Genomic DNA, 22,032 nt, shown 5'->3' on the forward strand with positions numbered 1-22,032 from the left:
AATGATTAAGGCGCATCATAAAAAACAGCTTTGAATCCTTATGAATTTGTGTGAAATGCTATGAAAATCAACTACCAAATCGTTTTTTATTTTTTTGGATTGTTATTGCTGTTCAATGGCGGGTTTATGCTTTTGGCCACTTTAGTCAGTCTTATATATGATGATGGTGTTACTTTAAAACTTTTTCTTTCTGGGCTTGCCGTCCTGTTGATTGGCATTGTTTTGATGATGGCCACCAAAAAGCACAGTAAGGAAATGAACAAACGCGAAGGCTATATGGTGGTGACCTTTGGTTGGGTTGTCATGGCCATTTCCGGTGCTTTACCTTATATGGTCACCGACGTCATTCCGAGTTTTACAAGTGCTTTTTTTGAGACCATGTCCGGATATACCACTACTGGAGCTACCATAATAAATGATATTGAGGCCGTGCCAAAAGGTGTTTTATTTTGGAGAAGTACAACCCACTGGATTGGCGGGATGGGAATTATTGTTTTGGCAATTGCCATCTTGCCCTTATTGGGCATTGGCGGAATGCAATTGTTTGCTGCAGAAGCACCAGGTCCAAGTGCTGATAAATTACATCCTCGTATTACGGATACTGCAAAGCGATTATGGTTAATTTATTTTGGTTACACCGCAGCAGAGACCATATTGTTAAAGGCGGCAGGGATGTCCTTTTTTGACGCTATCAATCACGCCATGAGCACCTTGTCTACGGGGGGCTTTTCTACAAAAAATGCGAGTGTTGCTTATTGGAACGATATGCCACTTATCCAATATATTATCATCACTTTTATGTTTTTGGCCGGAACAAACTTTGTTTTGAGTTATTATGCTTTCAAAGGAAAAGTTCAAAAAGCGTTAAGCGATGAGGAGCTCCGTTGGTATTTCAGGTTCATTGCAACGTTTACGATTATTTCGGCACTGATCATCTATTTTAGAGCAGATTTGTCGCTTTCTACAATTGAGCATCCAATGGTTTGGGGGAAGGCTGAAAGTGCTTTTAGACATGCTTTGTTTCAAGTTGTAACCGTCATTACCACAACAGGTTTCATTACTGCTGATTATACATTATGGACACCATTTTTGATGATATTATTTTTTGGGATTATGTTTTTGGGTGGCTCTGCCGGAAGTACTTCAGGGGGTGTCAAAGTGATGCGCCATCTGATCTTGATAAAAAACGGATTTTTGGAATTTAAACGGGCAATCCATCCTAATGCAGTGTTACCAGTACGTTATAATTCAAAAGCTATAACAGGACAGGTAGTGTACAATATACTCGGATTTTTTATTCTCTACATGATTTCCTTTATAGTGGGTGCCTTGGTGTTTTCAATGTTCGAGATTGATTTTAAGTCTGCTATAGGCTTGTCGGCATCTGCTTTGGGCAATATTGGACCGGCTTTAGGTAGTTTTGGTCCAGTAAATAATTATGCGTCATTACCACCGTTAGCGCAGTGGTGGGCTTCATTTTTAATGCTCATTGGACGTTTGGAACTGTTTACCGTATTGATTTTATTGACGCCTTTCTTTTGGAGAAATAGGTAAATCAGGGAAGTTTTAGATTAATCCAAATCAACTCTTGCACCATTTTTAAAATGCTCTACCCACTAATCTATCAATCTTATATACGTACCTTTTTACTCCATAACTCAAGATGTTGTTTGGGCGCTTAGTGATGTATTATTAAAATTTCTTTGTGGATTAACTTTTTATCTGTGGAAATTGGCATGACAACTCTTTTTTCCGGCAGAATCAGATGCTGGTTTGTAGGATTAATCTAATTGACCCAAGGTTTAAGGTATGGATAAATAGACTTATTTGACTTTCATAATTTAGGTGAATTATCTAATCGAACCCATAATTCAAAAGTTAGATTGCGCTATTAGAAGTGGCTATCTGGATTGGTATTGCTACAGTTCCACCGTAAAGAAGGGTGTGGTTGCCATTTTTATTTTTCCAATGGAAAATCTTACTCCTGATTTAATCAAGAATATTAGTAAGTAACCGCCGAAGGCAATAATTGAAAAAGGAGCTAAGAAAATATTTTCTTAACTCCTTTTTGTATGTGTTATTCTTGAATGTGAATAACTGTAATTTCACTTAGATCTTAACGGATGACGGACTAATCAATCAACTCGTTATTATCTGTTTCTCTTTGTGGCGTTTTCCAAGTCCATTTGTTTTTTTCGTCAGGTCCAATTGTTACAGCTAGAGATGGCAAGAAGTTCCCTCCATCGTCTACACCATGTCGTACGATAGGATCATTCCAACGCTTATAATCAAACCAGTCAAAACCTTCGCCCCATAATTCTATAGCACGGTATTTTTTAATCTCTGTTAACAAATCGCTTCCTGTAGCAGTAACCGTATAATCTGGATCTCTACCAGAACTTGCCGTCAACTCTTCAAGTAGCTCAGCAATTCTTGGGTCTTGAGAATTTATAAAATATCTTGCTTCCGCTTCTATTAAATACATCTCTGATGAGCGGAAATGATTTAGATTTCCTACCCCTGGCATATCATTTGCATCCACTTTAAATTGCATATGTGCAAATATGGTGGCGTTACTTTTAATTTCTGGGTAGCGACTACGAGCATTGCTAATTAGATCAGCGCCCGCGGCACCAGTCGCAGCATTAAAGGAAAATCCTTCTGGATTAAGAAATAAATCTTTACGAATATCTGTATCAGGTATTTGATCATATAATTCTTTACTGATCCGTTTTGGATAAGTTCTAACCGCACTTGCCGAAGAGTTATATGCCATATATGCAAAGTATGAATAGAAATATAAAGTTTCATCCAAAGCGCCATAACTACTCCAAATCCATTCTTTGTTAGGATTAGAAAAACCAGCTTTATATTCTGATACACTCATCAAGGCGTGATTTACTCTAGCCGCTTCGGCATGAGTCATCGCTTTTGGATAATCTTCCCTAGTTATAGCTGCACGGGCATAAACGGCATGGGTAACACTCTTGTCGATTTCAAAATTGGTGCCTGCAGGACGCGTATAGCCTGAAGCATCAAATAATGAGAGTGCAAGATCTAAATCTACATAAATTTGAGCATATACGTCTCCTAAAGAAGCAAGCGGCATAGGATCATTTGTAGGTTCTAGACGAAGAACAAGTGCTTTAGTAGCACCGTTGTTTGAGTCACTCCAACGATTACCGTAAATCTGAGATAACATGGTATAGCTGTAAGCTCTATAGGTAAGTGCTTGCGCTTTAATATAATCTCTCTCGGTTTGAGGGCCTGCAGAACCATCTATATTATGAATAATTTCATTGGCATTCGCGATTAATTTATAGTAATAATGCCATGGATAATAGTTGTAAACGCTTGTCACATTCTCATGGTAATCACTATTAATTATGGAAGCCCATCCTGGAAGCGCTACCACAAAATCATTACCTGGATAATTCCCATAGTACATTTTAATAGTGCCTTCCCCATTAAAACCTTGGGAACCTAAATGTTGGTTTGTCATGATTCTCGCTATCCCATTGATGGCGAGTTTAGCATTTGCTGTCGATTCAAAGACCGTTTCAACTCCAGTGGAGTCGGTTGGTGCAGTTTCAAGGAAGTCATCACTACATGATGTTAATAGCAATACTCCTGATAAGGTGATATATTTTAATATATTAAGTTTCATAAATGTGTTTTTTTACAGTCCAACATTAACTCCAAAAGTGAATATTCTCGGGGTAACAAAAGCGTTCACGCTACTTCCTGCGAACGATTGTTGAGGGTTCATACCTTTGAGTTTTGTAAAGGTTGCTAAGTTTTCTACTCCAACAGAAAAGTTCATTGATTTTAAAGTCATTTTATCGACAATTTGTCTTGGAAGTTTATAGCTCAAATTGATGTTTTTGATTACTAAATAAGAACCATCTTGTAAGAATCTGTTAGAAGTGGCATTATTATAAGAACTTCTTGAAAAGTCAACTACTGGGGTTCCTTTAGGGTCAATTCTGTTTGTAGAGGTATCTGTCATACCATCTGGTACGCCGTTCCACGATTTTAGAATATCAACATGCAGAGCACTTGGTGCGCCAGATATAGCCATTAAAGAGGAGTAAGAGCTGTCATAAGTCTTACCTCCTATACTATAGGTAAACAAACCACTCAAACTAAAGTTTTTCCACCCTATTTCAGTATTGAAACTTCCAAAGACATCAGGAATGGCACTACCAGACCAATCTCTTATACCATAAGTTGTATTAGTGGTATAGTATTCTCCATTAATCTCTGTTAAAAAATTAGCTGGAATTGGATCAGCCTCAGGGTTAGATCCATTTACATTATAAATTTCTGTATCCGGTTTATATAGCGCATTTCCAGTCATTTGATCCACTCCGACAAACTGATATGTATAGAAGTCATAGATACTGCGGCCTTCCATGCGTTTAAAATTACCACTAATCAATCCATTTTCACGATTCTCTTCTGGTAATCTAACAATCTTATTTTTCATAAAAGTTGCATTTGCACCTACTTTCCAGCGCCAATCTTGGTTGCGGACTACGTCTACATCAAAGGTAAGTTCCAAACCACTATTAGAGATGGTTCCAATATTTTTGGTAATTGTAGATGTTGCTGATCCCGTTGAGGTAGAACCTGAAGAGAGTGGCAAATTAATATCAAATAATAAGTTGTCTGAACGTTTGTCAAAATACTCAATAATAAAGTTTACTCTGTCAAATGCACGGCCTTCTAATGCAGCGCCAATTGAGGAAGAAGTTTCCCACATTAAATCTTCCGCTCCATTTTGTTCTTTGTAAAGTGCGGCTAAATTTGCGTTTTGTGCGATATTATATAATGCATGATAGGCATATTTTCCAGCCCCCATATCACTTCCAACTTGACCATAGGAAGCTCTTAATTTAAGATCATCAATTGACTCTACGTTAAAGAAATCCTCTTTAGATATAATCCAGCTTGCACCAACTGACCAAAAATTTCCCCAACGTTTTTGTTTAGAGAATTTAGAAGAGCCATCACGTCTAAAGGAAGCTTCACCATAATATTTATTATTAAAGTTGTATTTAGCTCTACTAAAATACCCTTCGGTTGTATAAGTTACTCCGTAATCATATAACTGGGTAATTTCAGTGAAATTTATTAAATCTTCTTTGCCAGCAAAGGTTTCGGTAGTTTTATACCCATATAAATAATTGTAATTGTCATAGAAACTTTCGTGACCAGCAATTACCTCAACGTTATGGTCACCAAAACTTCTGCCCCAATTCAATATTTGCTGAGCCGTATAGTTTTTATATCTATAGATACTTCTCGAGGCTCTACCTCCGTTTCCTGCACCGTCACCAATAATAGCATTGTTATAGCTTTGGTTTTCTTCGTTTCGTACGTTCAAGTCGCCACGAATTGTAAAAGTAAAGTCGCTTAAAAAATTAAAATCAGCAAATACCTGTCCATGAAGGGTGTTTCTAAAAGAACTTTGACTGTTCAATTCGTTCTCCCAAACCGTATGCCTTCCAACATATTGACCTCTTGTGTTTTCTCCTCCATCATATAATTTGTTTCCTTGCTCATCTAAAAGATACTCTCCCGTAACTGGATCGTGCAAATGTACAGGGTATATTGGTGCAATGTTTCTTGCATACATAAATGGATTTACAAATGAAGCAGAGCTTCCAGTTGTGGCTGAAAGAGAACTAGATTTTTGATGAGATCCGTCTAGACTTAAACCATATTTCAACCAATCATTTGGTCTATAATCGGCATTCATTCTCGCAGTAAAACGATCGAAGTCCGATTTTTTTATGTAGCCATCTTCACTCAAGTATCCCGCAGAATAATATATCCCACCTTTATCGTTAGAATTTCTTGCGTTAACATTATATTCTTGACGATATCCAACACGTTCAATACCATCATACCAGTTTAAATCACCGGCATAACCTGGAAGTATTTGAGCATTTGGGTTTAATTTTCCATCAGCAGTATACAATTGATCTTTAGGAACATTATAGATGTTTAGTTTTAAGCTCTCATCAAAAAGATTTCCGGAAGCTAAAGCATTGGCTTCTGATACAGTTAAGGTTGGTCTGTCGGTCAAAAGTGCATTTCTATAGCCTTTCCACATCGTTTCCATAAAATCGTCTGGACCTATTCGATCATATTCAGGGATTCCACGATTAAAGAACCCTTGTTTTACAGATAAATTCATGTTGCTTTCTCCTTTTCCACTTTTGGTTTGAATCATTACGACCCCGTTAGAAGCGCGGTTACCATATAGTGTTGAAGCAGAGGCGTCTTTTAAAACAGACATACTTTCGATATCCGATGGGTTTATGTCCGATAAATTCCCCCCAAAAGGCACACCATCAACAACAATTAGAGGTGAATTACTTCCATTGATTGTGGTAAAACCACGGATGCGAATGGAGACACCATCACCTGGTTGTCCAGAAGTATTGTTAACTTGTATTCCTGCTGCTGAACCTTCTAAAGCAGCTGCGGCATTACTAACAGGTCTTATTGCTATCGCTTCAGATTTTACTGATGAAATAGAGCCAGTAATAGATTCTTTACTAGCTGTTCCATAAGCAACTACCACTACTTCATCTAATAAACTATTGTCGATACTTAACTCAATTAAGTAATTGTCTTTAGAATCGATAGTGATAGTTTGAGTAGAATAGCCAACATAAGAGATTTCTAATTTATCTCCAGTTTTTGCCTCGATTTTGAAATTACCATCAAAATCTGTACTAACGCCCTTATTTGTGCCTACTATTATTACAGTAGCACCAGGCAAGGATTCTCCTCCAGGTTCTTTCACAGTCCCTGTAATGCTTTTGTTCTGCGCAAAAGTAAATTGCACTACTAACATCGCTAGGAATGTTAACATACTTCGTAATTTTACATTCATTGGTTTAAATTTTAGTTAATATAAGGGGCTAACATAAAAAATTTTTTAAACTTTTTAACATTTCTACTGTATTTAACGTTTCAAAATAGAACAATCAACAAGTATTTTGAAACTAGCTATTGAAATATGCATTTTAATAGAATTGTTTGAATTATGGGTGTAGGATCGAGGGTTTAGGTTATGTGATCTAAACTTTTGACCCAATTTTTAAACCTAAATGGTGGAAGTCATGATCCTTGGTTAATGGTAGTTTTTTAAGTCCTCCTGGATTCATTACATGGGGGTGGTAAATACCGGATCAAGTCTATAATACTTATAAAAATGTAGCGGATAGTCCTGAAAGAACTTTACAGTTCTTTCTTCATGTTCGAAATACTTATTATAGTCATCCATTTTAAATGACTCCAGAACTTATTGTGTTGCCCCTAATTATTTTCAGGCTAGTTCTTGTCATTTTTAAGAAGATCTTCTTTTTGTATGTTTAATCTTAGCAGTTTCGTGATGGTCTTGCATTCGCAGATTTTATCTATTTTGATAACAATTGGATAGCATATAAAACAAAAAAAACCGCCTCTAGATCGAGACGGTTTTATTTTTAGCTGAACTTTTTTATTTTACAGCTAGTATTTATAGACTAACATAAATTAATTACCAGCCTGGATTTTGTTCTTTTGCCAAGGTTGGGTTTGAATTCAGCTCTCGCTGTGGAATTGGCCATAAAAATCTGTAATCACTTCCAGGAATGGCAGCTTCACCAAAAGGACCAGTGTAAGGTGTTCCTAAAATGTAGTCTGAGGCCTTAGGGCTCGAATTTGCATATTTTGCTGGAATACCGTCCATTGGGACTAAATCATCCCCTTGAAGCCTGTGGATATCTGACCAACGTCTGCCTTCCATCAAAAACTCAATTCTGCGTTCTTTTATTATAGCGCCCACCATGGTTGCTGGCGTAGTAAATGATGCTGCTGTATATGCTTCTGTTGTTGGATCTGCTAGAGATCTATTTCTAACCATATTTAGCAAGGTTAAAGATTCAGTTAAGTCTGGTGACGCCATTCTTGCGTGCGCTTCTGCCATGCTTAATAGAACTTCTGCGTAACGTATTATTGGAGCATAGTCAGTATAACTAATTATATCTTTATACTTGTTCGTGTATTTTCTACCTCCAAACTCAAAAACCATCCCTGTTGGATCTAGTTTCTTAGCTTCGTCTTTGTAAGTTTCAGTTCTTCGTTTGTCAGTTGGCAACCAACTTGGGTCTCTCCAAATAATAGGGCTGATACTCACCAATTTTCTATTATTATATTGTGAAGCTAAAGCAGCATTCACACCAGGGTTATTACTTGCGGACATTAAAAGAGAGAAAATAGATTCACTATTACCAGAGTTGTCTAAAAAGACACCATTAGGATCGTCAGTTAAGCTATATTCACCAGCAAGTTTATTTCCCTCTGTTATAACCTTCTCCCAATCTCTCATGTGAAGATATACACGTGTTTTAAAAGCAATGGCAGCATTTTTTGATGCTTTTATCAACTCAGTATTGGTTATTAAGTTTTCGGCATCATTTAAATCTTCTAACACTTTTTGATAGACTTCTGCTACCGTATTTCTGCCTTTTAGGATCTCGGCATCAATTTCTTCTTGCGTATCAACAGCTACTACTCTATAAGGGATACCTGGATGGGTAGCTCCTGCAGAAAAATTGTATGGTCTTGCAAAGAAATTCAACAATTCAAAATGTGTAATGGCTCGTAAAAATTTGGCTTGACCGATATAGTCATCAGCTTTTTCTTGAGTAATAATGCCACTCTCAACTGCTTTGGTAACACCATCTATAACAAGGTTTGCACGGCTGATTAATCTGTAACCATCAATCCAATAATACACGTTGTTTGCCGTTGAAGGGTTATAGGTTGATTGATAGGTAAATGCATAAAAGGACGCTTCGTTAACGACATCTTCACCTCTGTTATCACCTTGCTCCACAAAGGCTGCTCCCCAGACATAACCACGAGGGTTGCCATCATACTCACCAAGGGCTGCGGCATTATACATTCCGTTGATGGAGCTTTCAATTAATGAAGGCGTAGAATAGGCTTGATCAATTGGAATATTATTGATGGGGCTCAAGTTTAAAAGAGCATCTTCTGAACATGAAACCATTCCGATTCCAATGACAGTTACTGCTAAATATTTGAATATATTTTTCATTTTTTTAATATTATAAATTAACATTTAATCCTACGGATAAAATTCTAGCTCTAGGAGTTCCGTTATAATCCACGCCTCCAGTTTCCATTTCTGGGTTTAAACCTTTGTAGTCAGTTATGCTCAGTAAATTTTGTCCTTGAACAAAGATTCTGAACATGTCAACTTTAATTCTGTCCGTAAATGACTTTGGAACTTGATAACCTAAAGTTAGGTTGTCCAAGTTGATGAAATCACCATTTTCAACAAACCTTGTAGTTGCACTACCTGCAAAATTGATGAAATTGGCTTTGCCAGCCCATAATTTAGGCGTCACACCATCTCCTGGGTTTTCTGGGCTTTGCCATCTTCCTAACATCTCTTTGCTACTGTTATTTAATGATTGGTTGGCCAATTCTCTACGTGTCGCGTTGAAAACCTTGTTACCACCACTAAAACGGAACATAAAGCTTAAGTCAAAACTTTTGTAAGTGAATTTATTAATAAGTGCGCCATAATAGGTTGGAATCGTAGTTCCTAAAATCACACGATCTTCACTCGCACTCAATGATGCTGATGTGGTTACATCAGTAGGGTTGCTAGGGTCGAAAACATAATATTGACTATTCGTTATATTTGCTTGAACCAAAGTGCCATTAGTTTTATGGTATACTGGGTTTCCATTGGATGGGTTCACCCCCCAATATCTATAACCATAAAGAGAGTTAAGAGACTCACCTTCTCTAATAAGCAGGTTCTCTCCAATTATTCCGCCAAATGTTCCTCCTGGAATGTCTTGACCTTTTGGAGTGCTCACCACTTTATTTTTATCTAAAGTTAAATTGGCAGTAATGTTCCAGCTGAAATTTTCGTTGGAAACTGCTCTGTAGTCTACCCCAAATTCGTAGCCTTTGTTGCTCATGGAGCCAATGTTCTGTTTGATTCTATTGTCAGGAATACCTAAGGATTCAGGAATTGGAACGTTAAGGATTAAGCCGTCAATATCATTGTTATAGTAATCGAAATTGACTCTAAGTTTATTATTGAATAATGCAAGGTCTAAACCAAAATCCGTCTTTTGACTAGTTTCCCAAAGTAACTCTCCACTACCTAATTGTGAGAACACAATGCCGTTCATATTACCATATTTTGATGCTCTTGCCAAATTTAAGTAAGGATAACTTCCAATTTCCGTGTTTCCTACTTCTGAATAAGAACCTCTTATTTTAAATTCGTTAATGGTGCCTCTCAAATTACTGAAAAATTCCTCATTGGCAATATTCCATCCCGCAGAGTAACCGGTGAAGTTATGCCACCTTGTTTCTGGGCTCAGTTTTGAAATCCCATCACGTCTAATAGATCCTTGAAGAAAGTATTTTTGTTTGTAGTTATAGCTCAATCGACCTATGTATGACATTATACCATTTTCAGTTACCCCACCTCCAGATTCTTGCGTACCGTAAGCGTTTGAAACAAGATTTTGATTGTAAAATTCATCTAACAAATTTGTTCCTGTTCCAAAAAACGATTCATTTCTATCCTTTTGGTATTCGGCAACTAGGGTTAGGCCAAAATTATGCGCATCATTGAATGATTTATTATAACTTAAAATGTTTTGGATGTTCCAACGCATCAAATCATTATGATTATTTGTAAGAAGACCATTGGCGCCTCGGCCGTCACCATGTTTAGGGTTTCTATATTGGAATCCTTTTGTTAATGGATTATCGGCACTGGCTTGAAATCTGTAATTTAATCCTTCAAATAAATCGATTGAAGCAAATGTGTTTACAATCGTTCTACTTACTCTAGATTGAATTTTGTTGTATGCCAATACATAAGCAATGTTTGGAATGTTATCTCCCACTGGTGCTAAGTTATCCCAAGGGCCAACATTGCCGCCATCTGCAGAGAAGTTATAACCTGAAGCACTGTTAGGATCAAAAATCGGCGTGTTTGGTAGTTGTCTGATCGCGTTAAATATATTTCCCGACAAAGAGTTGAGGCCTGTATTTAAACCAGTATAGGACGTTCTCGTAACAGCAATGCTACCACCAATTGTTAGCCATTTATTGACTTTGTGCTCTAAGTTTGATCTTAAATTATAACGGGTCATACCGTTAGCTACCGCAACCCCTTGTTGGTCAGTATAGCCCATTGAGAAAAAGTATTTAGTGCTTTCTGTGCCTCCATTAAATGAAAGATTATGATCGGTTTGAAAGGCGCTATTATTTAAAACAGCCTTTTGCCAATCTGTATTATAAACACTACCAACTGCCCAAGGAGTTTGGTTTGCATTGGTACGCTTTTCATTGGCAATAACTAAAAAGTCTGGAGTTTCCAAAAGATCGAAAGTTTTCACAGCTGCGGCGAAACCGGTAACATTACTGTAGCTTACTTTCATGTCCCCTAACTTTCCTTTTTTAGTAGTAATTAAGATTACCCCATTGGCAGCTCTTGATCCATAAATTGCTGTTGCTGCACCATCCTTTAAGATTTCGAAAGATTCAATGTCATTTGGATTGATGTCTGCTAAGCCGTTTGTTGAGGTAGAGCCTCCAATATCACCTGAATAAATAGGCATCCCATCAACAACAATAAGCGGAGAGGTACCAGAACCAATAGAGGAAATGCCTCTAATTCTGACTCTTGGTGCCTCACCGATAATTCCGTTGTTGGCAGTTACTTGAACCCCAGCAGCTCTACCTGCAAGTTGCGACTCAAAACTTGGCGTTACCAAGCCTTGGATGTCAGATCCAGAGATACTTGAAATAGCACCGGTTACTTCAGATTTCTTTTGGACACCGTAACCTACAACGATGACTTCATCCAAAACTGCGGCGTCTTCCGCCATGGTCACATTGATTGTGTTTGATGCTCCCACGGTCGCTTCTTGAGCTTTTAATCCCACATAAGTGAATGAAAGAATATCACCCGCTTTTGCGTTTATAGAATACTTACCGTCAAAATCGGTTTGTGTTCCAGAGGTTGTTCCCTTGACCAAGATGTTTACTCCAGGCAATGGTAAACCAGATTCATCAGAAACTGTACCTGATATGGATTTTTGTTGCGCAAATGCTATCTGTGCAACGAACACTAAACAAAGTGTTAAAATTAGACTGATTTTTGTTTTCATTTATAAAATGGTTAGAATTATGGCAACAAATGAACAGAATAATTATATATAAAACAATAGCTAATGTTAATTAACTGTAAAAACTACATGCCCAAATGTTAAAAACAGTTAATTCCTTAATTTATAAAATCATATATTAAGTTTTAAGGCGTTAAAAACCAGATAGTTGAGTATAATTATTTTGATTTGGTTACAAAGATGTTAAAGCTTTGTAATTGTTGATATGTTTTTTAATTTTTTATATTGTATTGATAATCAATTATATAAGTTGAATTATAATAAGTTTCGTTTATTGTGATGTTTTAGTATAAAGAAACAGAATTCATTAACCTCGTAGTCAGATCATTAGGTGGTTCATGCTCCTTACGGACTTCCTGTTATTGTGTTGATTAAGCAACAAATAGCATTGGTAGTTTAATATAGATCCTTGTTAGATTAACATGATTTGAAGTTAATACTAGCCCTATTATACTTATTAATGATATGGATAATTAGCATTATATTGATTTATTAGCCTTTATATTGGAATTATAGTGATTTTGAAATGGTCTTTTTAATAAAATGGTAATGATTAATTTGTGGAGTTGAAGTTGACTACTCTGAAAAGGCATATAATTATGAGATCGATAAATCCGAAGAATTCAATTAGTTATATAGAGAAAAGTTCGAAATAGGAAAGGTATTGAATTCTACATAATGCGAGACTTATATAATGATAGCGTTAGATCTAAAGTTTCTCAGGGAATTAAAGCTAAAGATATTGTGGGCGTCTGGTCTTTAGGGTTGTAGATTACTTGTGAAGAATAAAAAAAGCCACTTAACTAAAGTGGCTATTAATATATTTATTTGGTCGCTATGTTATTTAATTAACTGCAGCTTTGATGCGTGCCATCGCTTCCACAATCTGATCTTGTGAAGCTGCGTAAGAAAGTCTGATGCAATCTGGATTTCCGAATGCACCGCCGTCAACTGTGGCTACAAGTGCTTCTTCGAGCAAATACAAAGAGAAATCGGCAGCATTATTAATAGTTTTCCCTCTCAATGTCTTGCCAAAATAATAGGATATATTTGGAAATACATAAAATGCGCCTTCAGGGATGTTGGTTTTAAAACCTTCAACGTCTTTAAGTAAATCAAGAACCAGATCACGACGAACTTTAAATTCGTCAATCATAAACTGAACTCTAGATGGCGACTCATTTAAAGCGGTAATAACAGCCCGTTGGGCAATGCTATTGGCACCACTGGTTATTTGACCTTGCATTTTATTGCAGGCACGTGCAAATATTTCAGGACCTCCCATATACCCAATCCGCCATCCGGTCATAGCAAATGCTTTTGAAACGCCGTTAATGGTAATCGTACGGTCGTACATATCTTCAAATCCTGCCATGCTTGCATGTTTGCCGACAAAATTGATGTGTTCATAAATTTCGTCAGAGACTACAATAATATGAGGATGTTTTAACAAGACATCGGCTAATCCACGTAATTCTTCCTTGCTATACACAGAACCACTCGGGTTGCACGGCGAACTGTACCAAAGCATTTTTGTTTTAGGCGTAATGGCAGCCTCCAATTGCTCTGGTGTCATCTTAAAATCAGTGGCAATAGTTGTGGGTACTTCAACAGGTATGCCGTCATTTAGTTTTACCAAATCGGCATAGCTCACCCAATACGGACAAGGGATAATCACCTCGTCACCCTTATTGATTAATATGGCAGCAACATTTGCAAGCGATTGTTTGGCGCCTGTTGATACTACAATTTGACTGCGATTGTACGTTAGACCATTGTCGCGCTTGAACTTTTTGATGATGGCATCTTTAAGCTCTACATAACCGTCCACTGGCGTGTAGGAGCTGTAGTTGTCATGGATGGCTTGTATGGCGGCCTCTTTTATATAGTCTGGCGTATTGAAATCTGGTTCGCCTAAGCTTAAACCAATGATGTCTTTTCCTTCTGCCCTTAATTCTCTGGCTTTAGCGGCCATTTCTAAAGTTGCAGAGGTAGACATGTTTAGAATTCTATCTGAAAGTAAGTTCATTTAAAAGTAGTGATTAAGCTTGTATTGCAGGTTTTAGTCCCATTTCTTTTAAGTGTCTGAAATGTGCTATGATTGCTTTGCGTGTAGTTTCGTACTCTTTGTACGGAAGATCAAATTCTAGCGCAGTCGCTTTGACTATTTTTGAAATATTAGAATAGTGAACGTGACTGATGTGTGGGAAAATATGATGTTCTACTTGATGGTTCAACCCACCAGTAAACCAGTTTACAATTTTATTGTTAGTACCAAAATTGACAGTAGTCAATAATTGATGGATTGCCCAAGTGTTTTTCATGGTACCATTTTCTGCCGGTAGAGGCATTTCAGCATCTTCCATAACATGCGCCAACTGAAACACAACACTTAAAATAAGTCCAGCAACATAGTGCATTACAAAGAATCCGAGCAATACTTTCCACCAGGCAATGTCCGTAAATACCAATGGAACAACAATCCAGATGGAAACGTAAATTATTTTTGAAATAACCAATTTGCTCCATTCCGTTGCAGGATTAGGGAATTTACCGTATGATAATTTACGCTTCATATAGCGCTTCATTTGAAGAAAATCAGTAGTAATGGCCCAGTTTATGGTCAAGAGGCCGTAAAGTAATACCGAATAATAATGTTGGAATTTGTGATGTTTGTGCCATTTGGCATGCTTTGAAAAACGTAAGATTCTCCCTGCTTCCAAATCTTCATCATGTCCGTGAATGTTGGTGTATGTGTGATGGAGTACATTATGTTGAACCTTCCAATTGTAAACGTTTCCAGCCAAAATGTAAATGCTGCTTCCCATTAAACGGTTGATCCATTCTTTGTTTGAAAAGGCACCGTGATTGCCATCGTGCATCACATTCATGCCAACTCCGGCCATTCCAATACCCATGACAATCGTTAACAACAACATTGACCATCCTGGTAAATCAAGTGTAAGGATTAAAAAATAAGGCGTTAGAAACAGGGTAAACATCACCACCGTTTTTACCCATATTTTCCAGTTTCCAGTTCGTCTTATATTGTTGTCTTTGAAGTAATCATTGACGCGTTTGTTAAGTGTTCTGAAAAACTTTGTAGAATCATTTCTAGAGAAGGATAGAGTTTGTTGTGTCATGGTATTATATTTTGCTATGATAAGGTCAAAAATCACGCCATCATATTAATTGAGCAAAGATAATCAATTATTGTTTTGCACTTGGTGCTAATATGCTAAAAATATCCATGTAAAAATGACTAATTTTGTTGAAAATTTAGAAATAATGCAATTAATTAGAAATTATTTTCCTGAGTTATCTGAACTTCAATTACATCAGTTTGAGCAGTTGGAGGATCTTTATAAAGATTGGAACCTTAAAATAAACGTGGTATCACGTAAGGATATTGACGAATTGTATTTGCGCCATGTCCTGCATTCCCTGGCTATTGCTAAGTTGGTTTCCTTTAAACCTGGATCTCAAGTGATGGACGTTGGCACGGGTGGAGGTTTTCCTGGAATACCTTTGGCCATTATGTTTCCGGAAACCAATTTTCATTTGGTGGATAGTATTGCTAAAAAACTAAAAGTTGTCAATGAGGTGGTTGAAGGATTGGAATTGACCAATGTGAAAACTTCTCACAGTAGAGTGGAAGAATTAGATGGTACCTACGATTTTATCGTAAGTAGAGCTGTAGCGGCAATGCCAACCTTTGTGCATTGGGTAAAAGGTAAAGTTGCCAAAAAGCAAAAACACGAACTCAAAAATGGAATCATTTATTTAAAAGGTGGCGATTTGGCTGAAGAATTGCAGGACTTCCCAAAGGCCAAGGTGTATGAGCTCTCTGATTTTTACAAAGAAGAGTTCTTTGAAACAAAAAAACTGGTGCATTTGCCCATAAAATATAAAGGCTGAATTAAAAATTCAGCCTTTGGTTTTTTATAAGTGATCGTAGAATTATTTTACAAGAAGCTTGGTGTTGAAAACAAATCCATTCTCGGTTTGAACATTCAGTAAGTATAAGCCGGTTTCCAAGTTAAAAGGAATTGTTGTGCTTTTAGAAAGCGAAGTACGTGAACTTAAAACTAATTTCCCCGTAAGATCAACAATTGAAACCTTTACATTTGTGAAATCAGTAGAGCTCAACAAAGTCATTGAATTATAAACTGGATTCTTTTGCAGTTTGATTTTATGGGTACTAGAGAAATCAATGGTTCCAAGAGTGCCTTGAAGGATTTCGGCCAATGTAAAGGCGACATTTCCTTCAGTTAGCGTAACGTGCGGCTCATTGTCTGTTGGAATATAAGTGCTGGCAAATGGCGAATTGTTGATATCTGGATTCGCATACCAATTGGGTTGGTTGTTTATAGCCAATCCGCTGAGCGTTGGAATAAAACTGAAATATTGCGAATTTAAATTGTTGAAAAAATCCGAAACTAAAGGATTGGAACCATCGTCAAAAGAAAATAAATCAAATTGACCTCCAGGAGCGCTGTCCAAGCCATCGGACGTTGCGGTTGATTGTGCAGATGCAGTAAAATTAAGAGCCGTTATCCAAGGACCAAAAGGTAATAACCTTATCTCTCCAGTAAAATTTGACACATTAATGTTTTCATTGGCAACTGGTGCAAAATGTACGGCGACCAGGGCTCTAGAATAAACTGGTAGTCCTCCAATATCGATGGTTCCCATATCAAAGGTGTGGTTGATAAGTTCCATTCCTGGAGTACCTGTCATCTGTCCAACACCGCTACCGTTTGTGATGGCGACGTTTCTTGTGTTTTGTGGAAAACCCATAGCGTCAAGTTCAGTTTGAAACGCATCCCTAAAATCAGGCGCGCCTTTAGGTGTATGGGTTGAATTATCTTGACTAACCCCATTTGCGGCTACATGGCCTAAATAATGGTCGATCAACATTTGTTTAGCTGCCGGACTATTCAATAGACCGTTTACTAAAGGTTCGGCTTCTGTAATTCCAGGTTCACCATTGACCATATAATTAAATAGATATTGCATGCCAATTGGCACATTGGCTCCCCTATGTGGTGCATCAAACGAGATGTGCAATCGTGTATCGTGATCCATTGTATTCTGTTCCATATAACGTAGCGCATATCTAGAGATGAGACCACCCATACTTGGTCCGATGACCACGTTTTGTTCAGACCCTATTTTCATACTGTTTATGGTATTTATAAGTTCCACTAATGTCAGGGCGTTGCGTTGTATAAAATCCGCACCTCCCATAAGTATGGTGCCATCCGTAGGGCTTGGATAGGCTGCTTCAAAATTTAAAACCACGAGGTCATAGCCCTCATCTCTTATTAAATCGGCCAGGTTCATTCCGGAATTTCCGTAATTTAAAAGTGCATATACGGCTGGGATGTCTCTTGAATCGTTTGGATCGAAACCATCAATCAGAAAGATGGGTTTGTCCAATACACCATCAACATTGTCATAATAAATTTTATACTGGGCAGAACCCAATAAAGGAATAGCTTCGTCAAATCCTTGATAAGGGATGCTGGCGTCAACGGTCATAACAGGGCTTTCACTACCGGGAGTTTGGGCAAATAAGAAAGCACTGGTTAATAATAAAGGTAGAAAGTAGATTTTTTTCATGTAAGATTTATTTTTAGTTGATTTAAAGATACAAAGTTTTGACTTCCTGAGGTTAAGTAAAATAATTATTTATCTAAAAGGGCAAAAAAAATCCCCAAACGCTAGTTTGAGGATTTATTTTTGTTATGATAAGATTATCCTAAAAACGGATAACGGTAATCTGTTGGTGTGACAAAAGTTTCCTTAACCAATCTCGGAGAGATCCAACGTAAAAGGTTTTGTAAACTACCAGCTTTGTCATTGGTTCCTGAAGCTCTTGCGCCACCAAAAGGTTGTTGCCCAACTACGGCACCTGTTGGTTTATCATTGATGTAAAAGTTTCCAGCCGAGTTTTGTAGGGCTTTGGTCGCTTCATCAATTGCATATCTGTCCGTTGCCATAATAGCGCCTGTCAGTGCATATTCACTGGTTTCATCTACTAACTTTAAGGTTTTGCTAAAATCTTTATCGTCATATACATAAACCGTCATTACAGGACCGAAAAGTTCTGTGCACATCGTTGAGTATTTCGGATCAGTGGTTTCAATAACCGTTGGTTCTATAAAATAACCTTTACTCTTATCGTAATTTCCACCGGCAATAATAGTAGCTGTCTTATCTTTTTTAGCTTGGTCAATATAGCTAGCCAACTTATCAAAAGAAGCTTCATGGATGACTGCAGTAACAAAATTATTCATGTCTTCAGGAGAACCCATTTTTACGGTTTCTAGATCTTCAATAACATATTTCTTGACATCACTCCAAATGCTTTTTGCAATATAGGCCCTTGAAGCTGCACTACATTTTTGACCTTGAAATTCGAAGGCACCCCTAACAATTGCGGTTGCTACTTGTCTGGCATCGGCAGTTTTGTGGGCAACAATAAAGTCTTTCCCTCCAGTTTCTCCTACAATTCGTGGATAGGTTTTATAATTTGCGATATTATTTCCGATTTTTTTCCATAAGCTTTGAAAAACGGAAGTTGATCCTGTATAGTGTAATCCAGAAAAATCCGGACTGGCCATAATGGTGTCTGTAATCATCGCAGCATCACCAAAAACAACGTTGATAACTCCTGCAGGAACTCCAGCTTCTTCAAAGACATCCATAATCACTTTAGCAGAATAGATTTGGTGGTTGCTTGGCTTCCAAATCACCACATTTCCCATTAAAGCCATACATGATGGTAAGTTACCTGCAATGGCAGTGAAGTTAAATGGCGTCACTGCATAAGTGAAGCCTTCTAAAGGTCTGTACTCGACCCTGTTCCATGCATCACTTGTGCTTTGAGGTTGATCATGGTATATTTCAGTCATAAACTGAACATTGAATCTCAAGAAATCAATCAGCTCACAAGCCGAATCAATTTCAGCTTGATGGATGGTTTTCGATTGCGCAATCATTGTCGCGGCGTTGATTTTTGCTCTGTATGGACCAGCAAGCAATTCGGCAGCTTTAAGAAAAATACCGGCGCGATGTTCCCAAGGCATTTGAGACCATGTCTTTCTAGCTTCAAGTGCGGTGGCAATGGCATCCTCAACGTGGTTTTTATCTGCCAAATGATAGGTTCCAACCACATGCTTATGATCATGGGGCGGGGACATGGTTTTGGTGTTTTTAGTTGTGACATACTTGCCATTGATATAAAGAGGTACATCAACTTTACTTCTGAACATTTTAGAGTATTCCGCTATCACTGCCTCACGTTCTGGAGATCCTGGAGCGTAAGTTTTTACAGGTTCATTGACCGCTACCGGTACCTTGAAAAATCCTTTTCCCATGATTATTTTTATTTTGAATGTTTAAAATTTTAAGATGCGAAGGTACGAAATTTTGAAACCTATTACATGCGATATTCTCCTAAAACCACGTTAAATGTCGCGTCTATTTTCAGGAATAACTTATCTGTCAATTGTAGCTAAGTGTCTGAACGATAAAATGCAGGTTTTTGAAATCCATCTTGTTGTTTTCCAATTCAGAATCCAGATTTAGATTTCTGAAAGGATAGGACAGTGGGTTTTGAAGAGGTTAGTAGAGCTATTTTGAAAATAACGCTTGATGGTTTTTTGTTGACCTAAATGCCAAATGGAATGCTCTCTGCTCAGACATTAATTTAGAAACATCAAAGAAACTAAAGTCGGGCACACGATTTTAAAGATAAAAACAGACCGACATTTGGTTTAATTCAAAGCAAAAGGAGCACTCAATTTAAATGACGGAATGTAAACCTTGAATTTATTGGTGGTGGTAAAGTTGACCATATTGTAGTGGCCGTGCATTGCGCCAAAAGGAGATGATAGCAAACACCCTGAAGTATACGTATGTGACTCTCCCGGTTTTAAGACTGGTTTTTTGCCAATGACGCCTTCGCCTTCAATAATTTCAATATTATTAAGGGCATCATAAATTTTCCAATGGCGAGAATTCAATTGTACAGCGCCTTTACTCTGATTTTCAATGGTCACTTTATATCCAAAAGCGAAATGGACTTTATAGTTTTTATAAAAAGTGCCCTCAAAAGTAGTCTGTACACTTATCTTAATACCACTTGTAACTTGCTGGACCATAATATTAGAATGTTTAGATTAGTGCTAAAATAGGACAATTTAGAAGATTTTAATAATTTATTTGATTCAAGATGTAACGCTATCCCTATTTTTACAGCTATTTAACACTGAATTAGGAGTTTATAGCTTTGAGTGTCAGCTGAACGCCGGCTTTTTAAAATAATCTTGAGTAACTTATTCTGGTTATAAGGAATTTAATTCGAAATATTGACTGAAGACCCTTCGCCCATGCCAATCAATCGGTCATAACGTGCACCCAAATCTCTATAGTAGACCAATACTTTATAGTTGTTTTCGGTTTGGTAGAAGTTACCGCTAATCGCGCCTTCATTCAGAGTGCCGTTTTTATCGGTTATCACATATTTGTAATTGTAAAACCCTTGTTTTAGACGGAATGCTATTTCATATAATCCAGTTTTCGCATTAAATTGAAGCTCGTTATCGGGTTCAAGCGCATAATTATTGAAATTTCCATAGACATATACGGAACTGCCATCTGTCAATTCGGGGTATTGCAACGCAAAATGGATCATGGTATAATCGGCTTCAATGGACACGTCTTGTGCATCTATGGCGGTAATTAAAAAATTACCATTGATATCAGGATTGTAAGTGTAGAGCTGATTGGCTCTTGAGGTATTGACAAAAAGATAGTTGTGATAAATATCTTTTAATTCGATAAACTGAACGCCTACGTTGGCGGCCCGTACATCTTTGTTTTCAAAATAAAGATACTCATTGCCACCCCAAAAACTGGTTTCTGAAGTGTATTTGTAAATCAACTGATTTCCTAACAGATACTGTGGTTTTACGTCGGAAATTGCCGTATTGAGATTGTTATTTTGGATGATTAGGCTCTTGACATTTTCCAAAGGATTGTTGAAGTTGATATTTCTGCTATTGATAACAATGTCCACCGATTGCTTTGTATCAATATCCTTGACATCACGCGAACGCTTGAGGGCAACGCCAACATTCACAAGATCCTCATAAATCATAAATTTTCTTGAGAATACCAATTCATCATCATCGTTAAAAATGCTCATGAGGTAATTTCCGGTCACCAATAATCCTTTGGTTTGTTGATTGGGAATTTGAAGCATATAATGCGAATAAATCTGATAGGTGTTGAATGAATTCTTATAGTCTTGAATCCGTTGGTTGTCAAAACCTCTCAAGTATTCAGATTTCACCAAATTGGAGCGCGTCCAATCGTAGTTAAAATGGTCAATAACATAATAAAAATCAGGTTCAGTTCCGGTAAGCGCATCAAATTCCAAGAGCAAAGGTTCGCCTAATTTTAGGATGGGCAATTGACTTTCATTGGTGTTGCCTCTAAACATGATTGTTTTTATATAGTTGGGCGGATTGACCTCTTCAATTTGCGAAAACACAAAAGCCGTAAAAAAAAACAATAAGAGAAAATATCTAAAACGTGAAGTCATCTACATGTGGTTTGAGAGGTAAAGATAAACAAAAATTATACCTCATATTTTACGCAATCGTTAACGTATAAATTTTATGACAATTATTATGTAGACTGCATAAATATTTCGTAAATTTGCACCGATTTTTACTGTGTAAAATCACATCATTGTAACTATTAA

General features: G+C 37.3%; 12 protein-coding genes. 2 read left to right on the forward strand and 10 right to left on the reverse strand.

Annotated features, from left to right (window positions below; all coding sequences use genetic code 11):
• Positions 1-60: 60 nt before the first annotated feature.
• On the forward strand, positions 61-1,554 hold the full coding sequence (locus tag ESZ48_RS13370) for a TrkH family potassium uptake protein (RefSeq protein WP_129018008.1): 1,494 nt from the start codon (positions 61-63) through the stop codon (positions 1,552-1,554).
• Between the two features lie 577 nt (positions 1,555-2,131).
• On the opposite strand, the gene ESZ48_RS13375 is transcribed toward ESZ48_RS13370, so the two are convergent.
• The 6 genes from ESZ48_RS13375 to ESZ48_RS13400 all read right to left on the reverse strand — a co-directional run bounded on the left by ESZ48_RS13375 (position 2,132) and on the right by ESZ48_RS13400 (position 15,397).
• Positions 2,132-3,667 carry a RagB/SusD family nutrient uptake outer membrane protein gene (locus ESZ48_RS13375; protein WP_129018009.1) on the reverse strand — a complete coding sequence of 512 codons (1,536 nt, stop codon included), beginning with the start codon at positions 3,665-3,667 and terminating at the stop codon, positions 2,132-2,134.
• A gap of 12 nt (positions 3,668-3,679) precedes the next feature.
• Complete coding sequence (locus ESZ48_RS13380) at positions 3,680-6,889, reverse strand: SusC/RagA family TonB-linked outer membrane protein (RefSeq protein ID WP_223266452.1); 3,210 nt, start codon at positions 6,887-6,889, stop codon at positions 3,680-3,682.
• A gap of 669 nt (positions 6,890-7,558) precedes the next feature.
• Positions 7,559-9,124, reverse strand: a complete 1,566-nt coding sequence (locus ESZ48_RS13385; protein WP_129018011.1) for a RagB/SusD family nutrient uptake outer membrane protein — start codon at positions 9,122-9,124, stop codon at positions 7,559-7,561.
• 10 nt (positions 9,125-9,134) lie between these two features.
• Positions 9,135-12,236 carry a SusC/RagA family TonB-linked outer membrane protein gene (locus ESZ48_RS13390; RefSeq protein ID WP_129018012.1) on the reverse strand — a complete coding sequence of 1,034 codons (3,102 nt, stop codon included), beginning with the start codon at positions 12,234-12,236 and terminating at the stop codon, positions 9,135-9,137.
• A gap of 862 nt (positions 12,237-13,098) precedes the next feature.
• Positions 13,099-14,283 carry a pyridoxal phosphate-dependent aminotransferase gene (locus ESZ48_RS13395; RefSeq protein WP_129018013.1) on the reverse strand — a complete coding sequence of 395 codons (1,185 nt, stop codon included), beginning with the start codon at positions 14,281-14,283 and terminating at the stop codon, positions 13,099-13,101.
• Between the two features lie 13 nt (positions 14,284-14,296).
• Positions 14,297-15,397: a fatty acid desaturase family protein gene (locus tag ESZ48_RS13400; protein WP_129018014.1), complete on the reverse strand. Its 1,101-nt coding sequence runs from the start codon at positions 15,395-15,397 to the stop codon at positions 14,297-14,299.
• A gap of 145 nt (positions 15,398-15,542) precedes the next feature.
• Between ESZ48_RS13400 and rsmG the strand changes: the two genes are divergently transcribed.
• Positions 15,543-16,172: a 16S rRNA (guanine(527)-N(7))-methyltransferase RsmG gene (rsmG, locus tag ESZ48_RS13405; RefSeq protein ID WP_129018015.1), complete on the forward strand. Its 630-nt coding sequence runs from the start codon at positions 15,543-15,545 to the stop codon at positions 16,170-16,172.
• A gap of 42 nt (positions 16,173-16,214) precedes the next feature.
• Here the strand turns inward: rsmG and ESZ48_RS13410 are convergent, their stop codons facing one another.
• From ESZ48_RS13410 to ESZ48_RS13425, 4 genes are all read right to left on the reverse strand, one after another.
• Complete coding sequence (locus ESZ48_RS13410) at positions 16,215-17,879, reverse strand: T9SS type A sorting domain-containing protein (RefSeq protein WP_129018016.1); 1,665 nt, start codon at positions 17,877-17,879, stop codon at positions 16,215-16,217.
• 134 nt (positions 17,880-18,013) lie between these two features.
• Complete coding sequence (gene pruA / locus ESZ48_RS13415) at positions 18,014-19,639, reverse strand: L-glutamate gamma-semialdehyde dehydrogenase (protein ID WP_129018017.1); 1,626 nt, start codon at positions 19,637-19,639, stop codon at positions 18,014-18,016.
• Between the two features lie 399 nt (positions 19,640-20,038).
• On the reverse strand, positions 20,039-20,425 hold the full coding sequence (gene apaG / locus ESZ48_RS13420; protein ID WP_129018018.1) for a Co2+/Mg2+ efflux protein ApaG: 387 nt from the start codon (positions 20,423-20,425) through the stop codon (positions 20,039-20,041).
• 194 nt (positions 20,426-20,619) lie between these two features.
• Entirely contained in the window at positions 20,620-21,870 is a 1,251-nt protein-coding gene (locus tag ESZ48_RS13425; RefSeq protein ID WP_129018019.1) for a type IX secretion system plug protein, read from the reverse strand.
• Between the last annotated feature and the right edge of the window lie 162 nt (positions 21,871-22,032).

Source organism: Gelidibacter gilvus, assembly GCF_004115975.1.
In the GTDB taxonomy this organism is placed as follows: domain Bacteria; phylum Bacteroidota; class Bacteroidia; order Flavobacteriales; family Flavobacteriaceae; genus Gelidibacter; species Gelidibacter gilvus.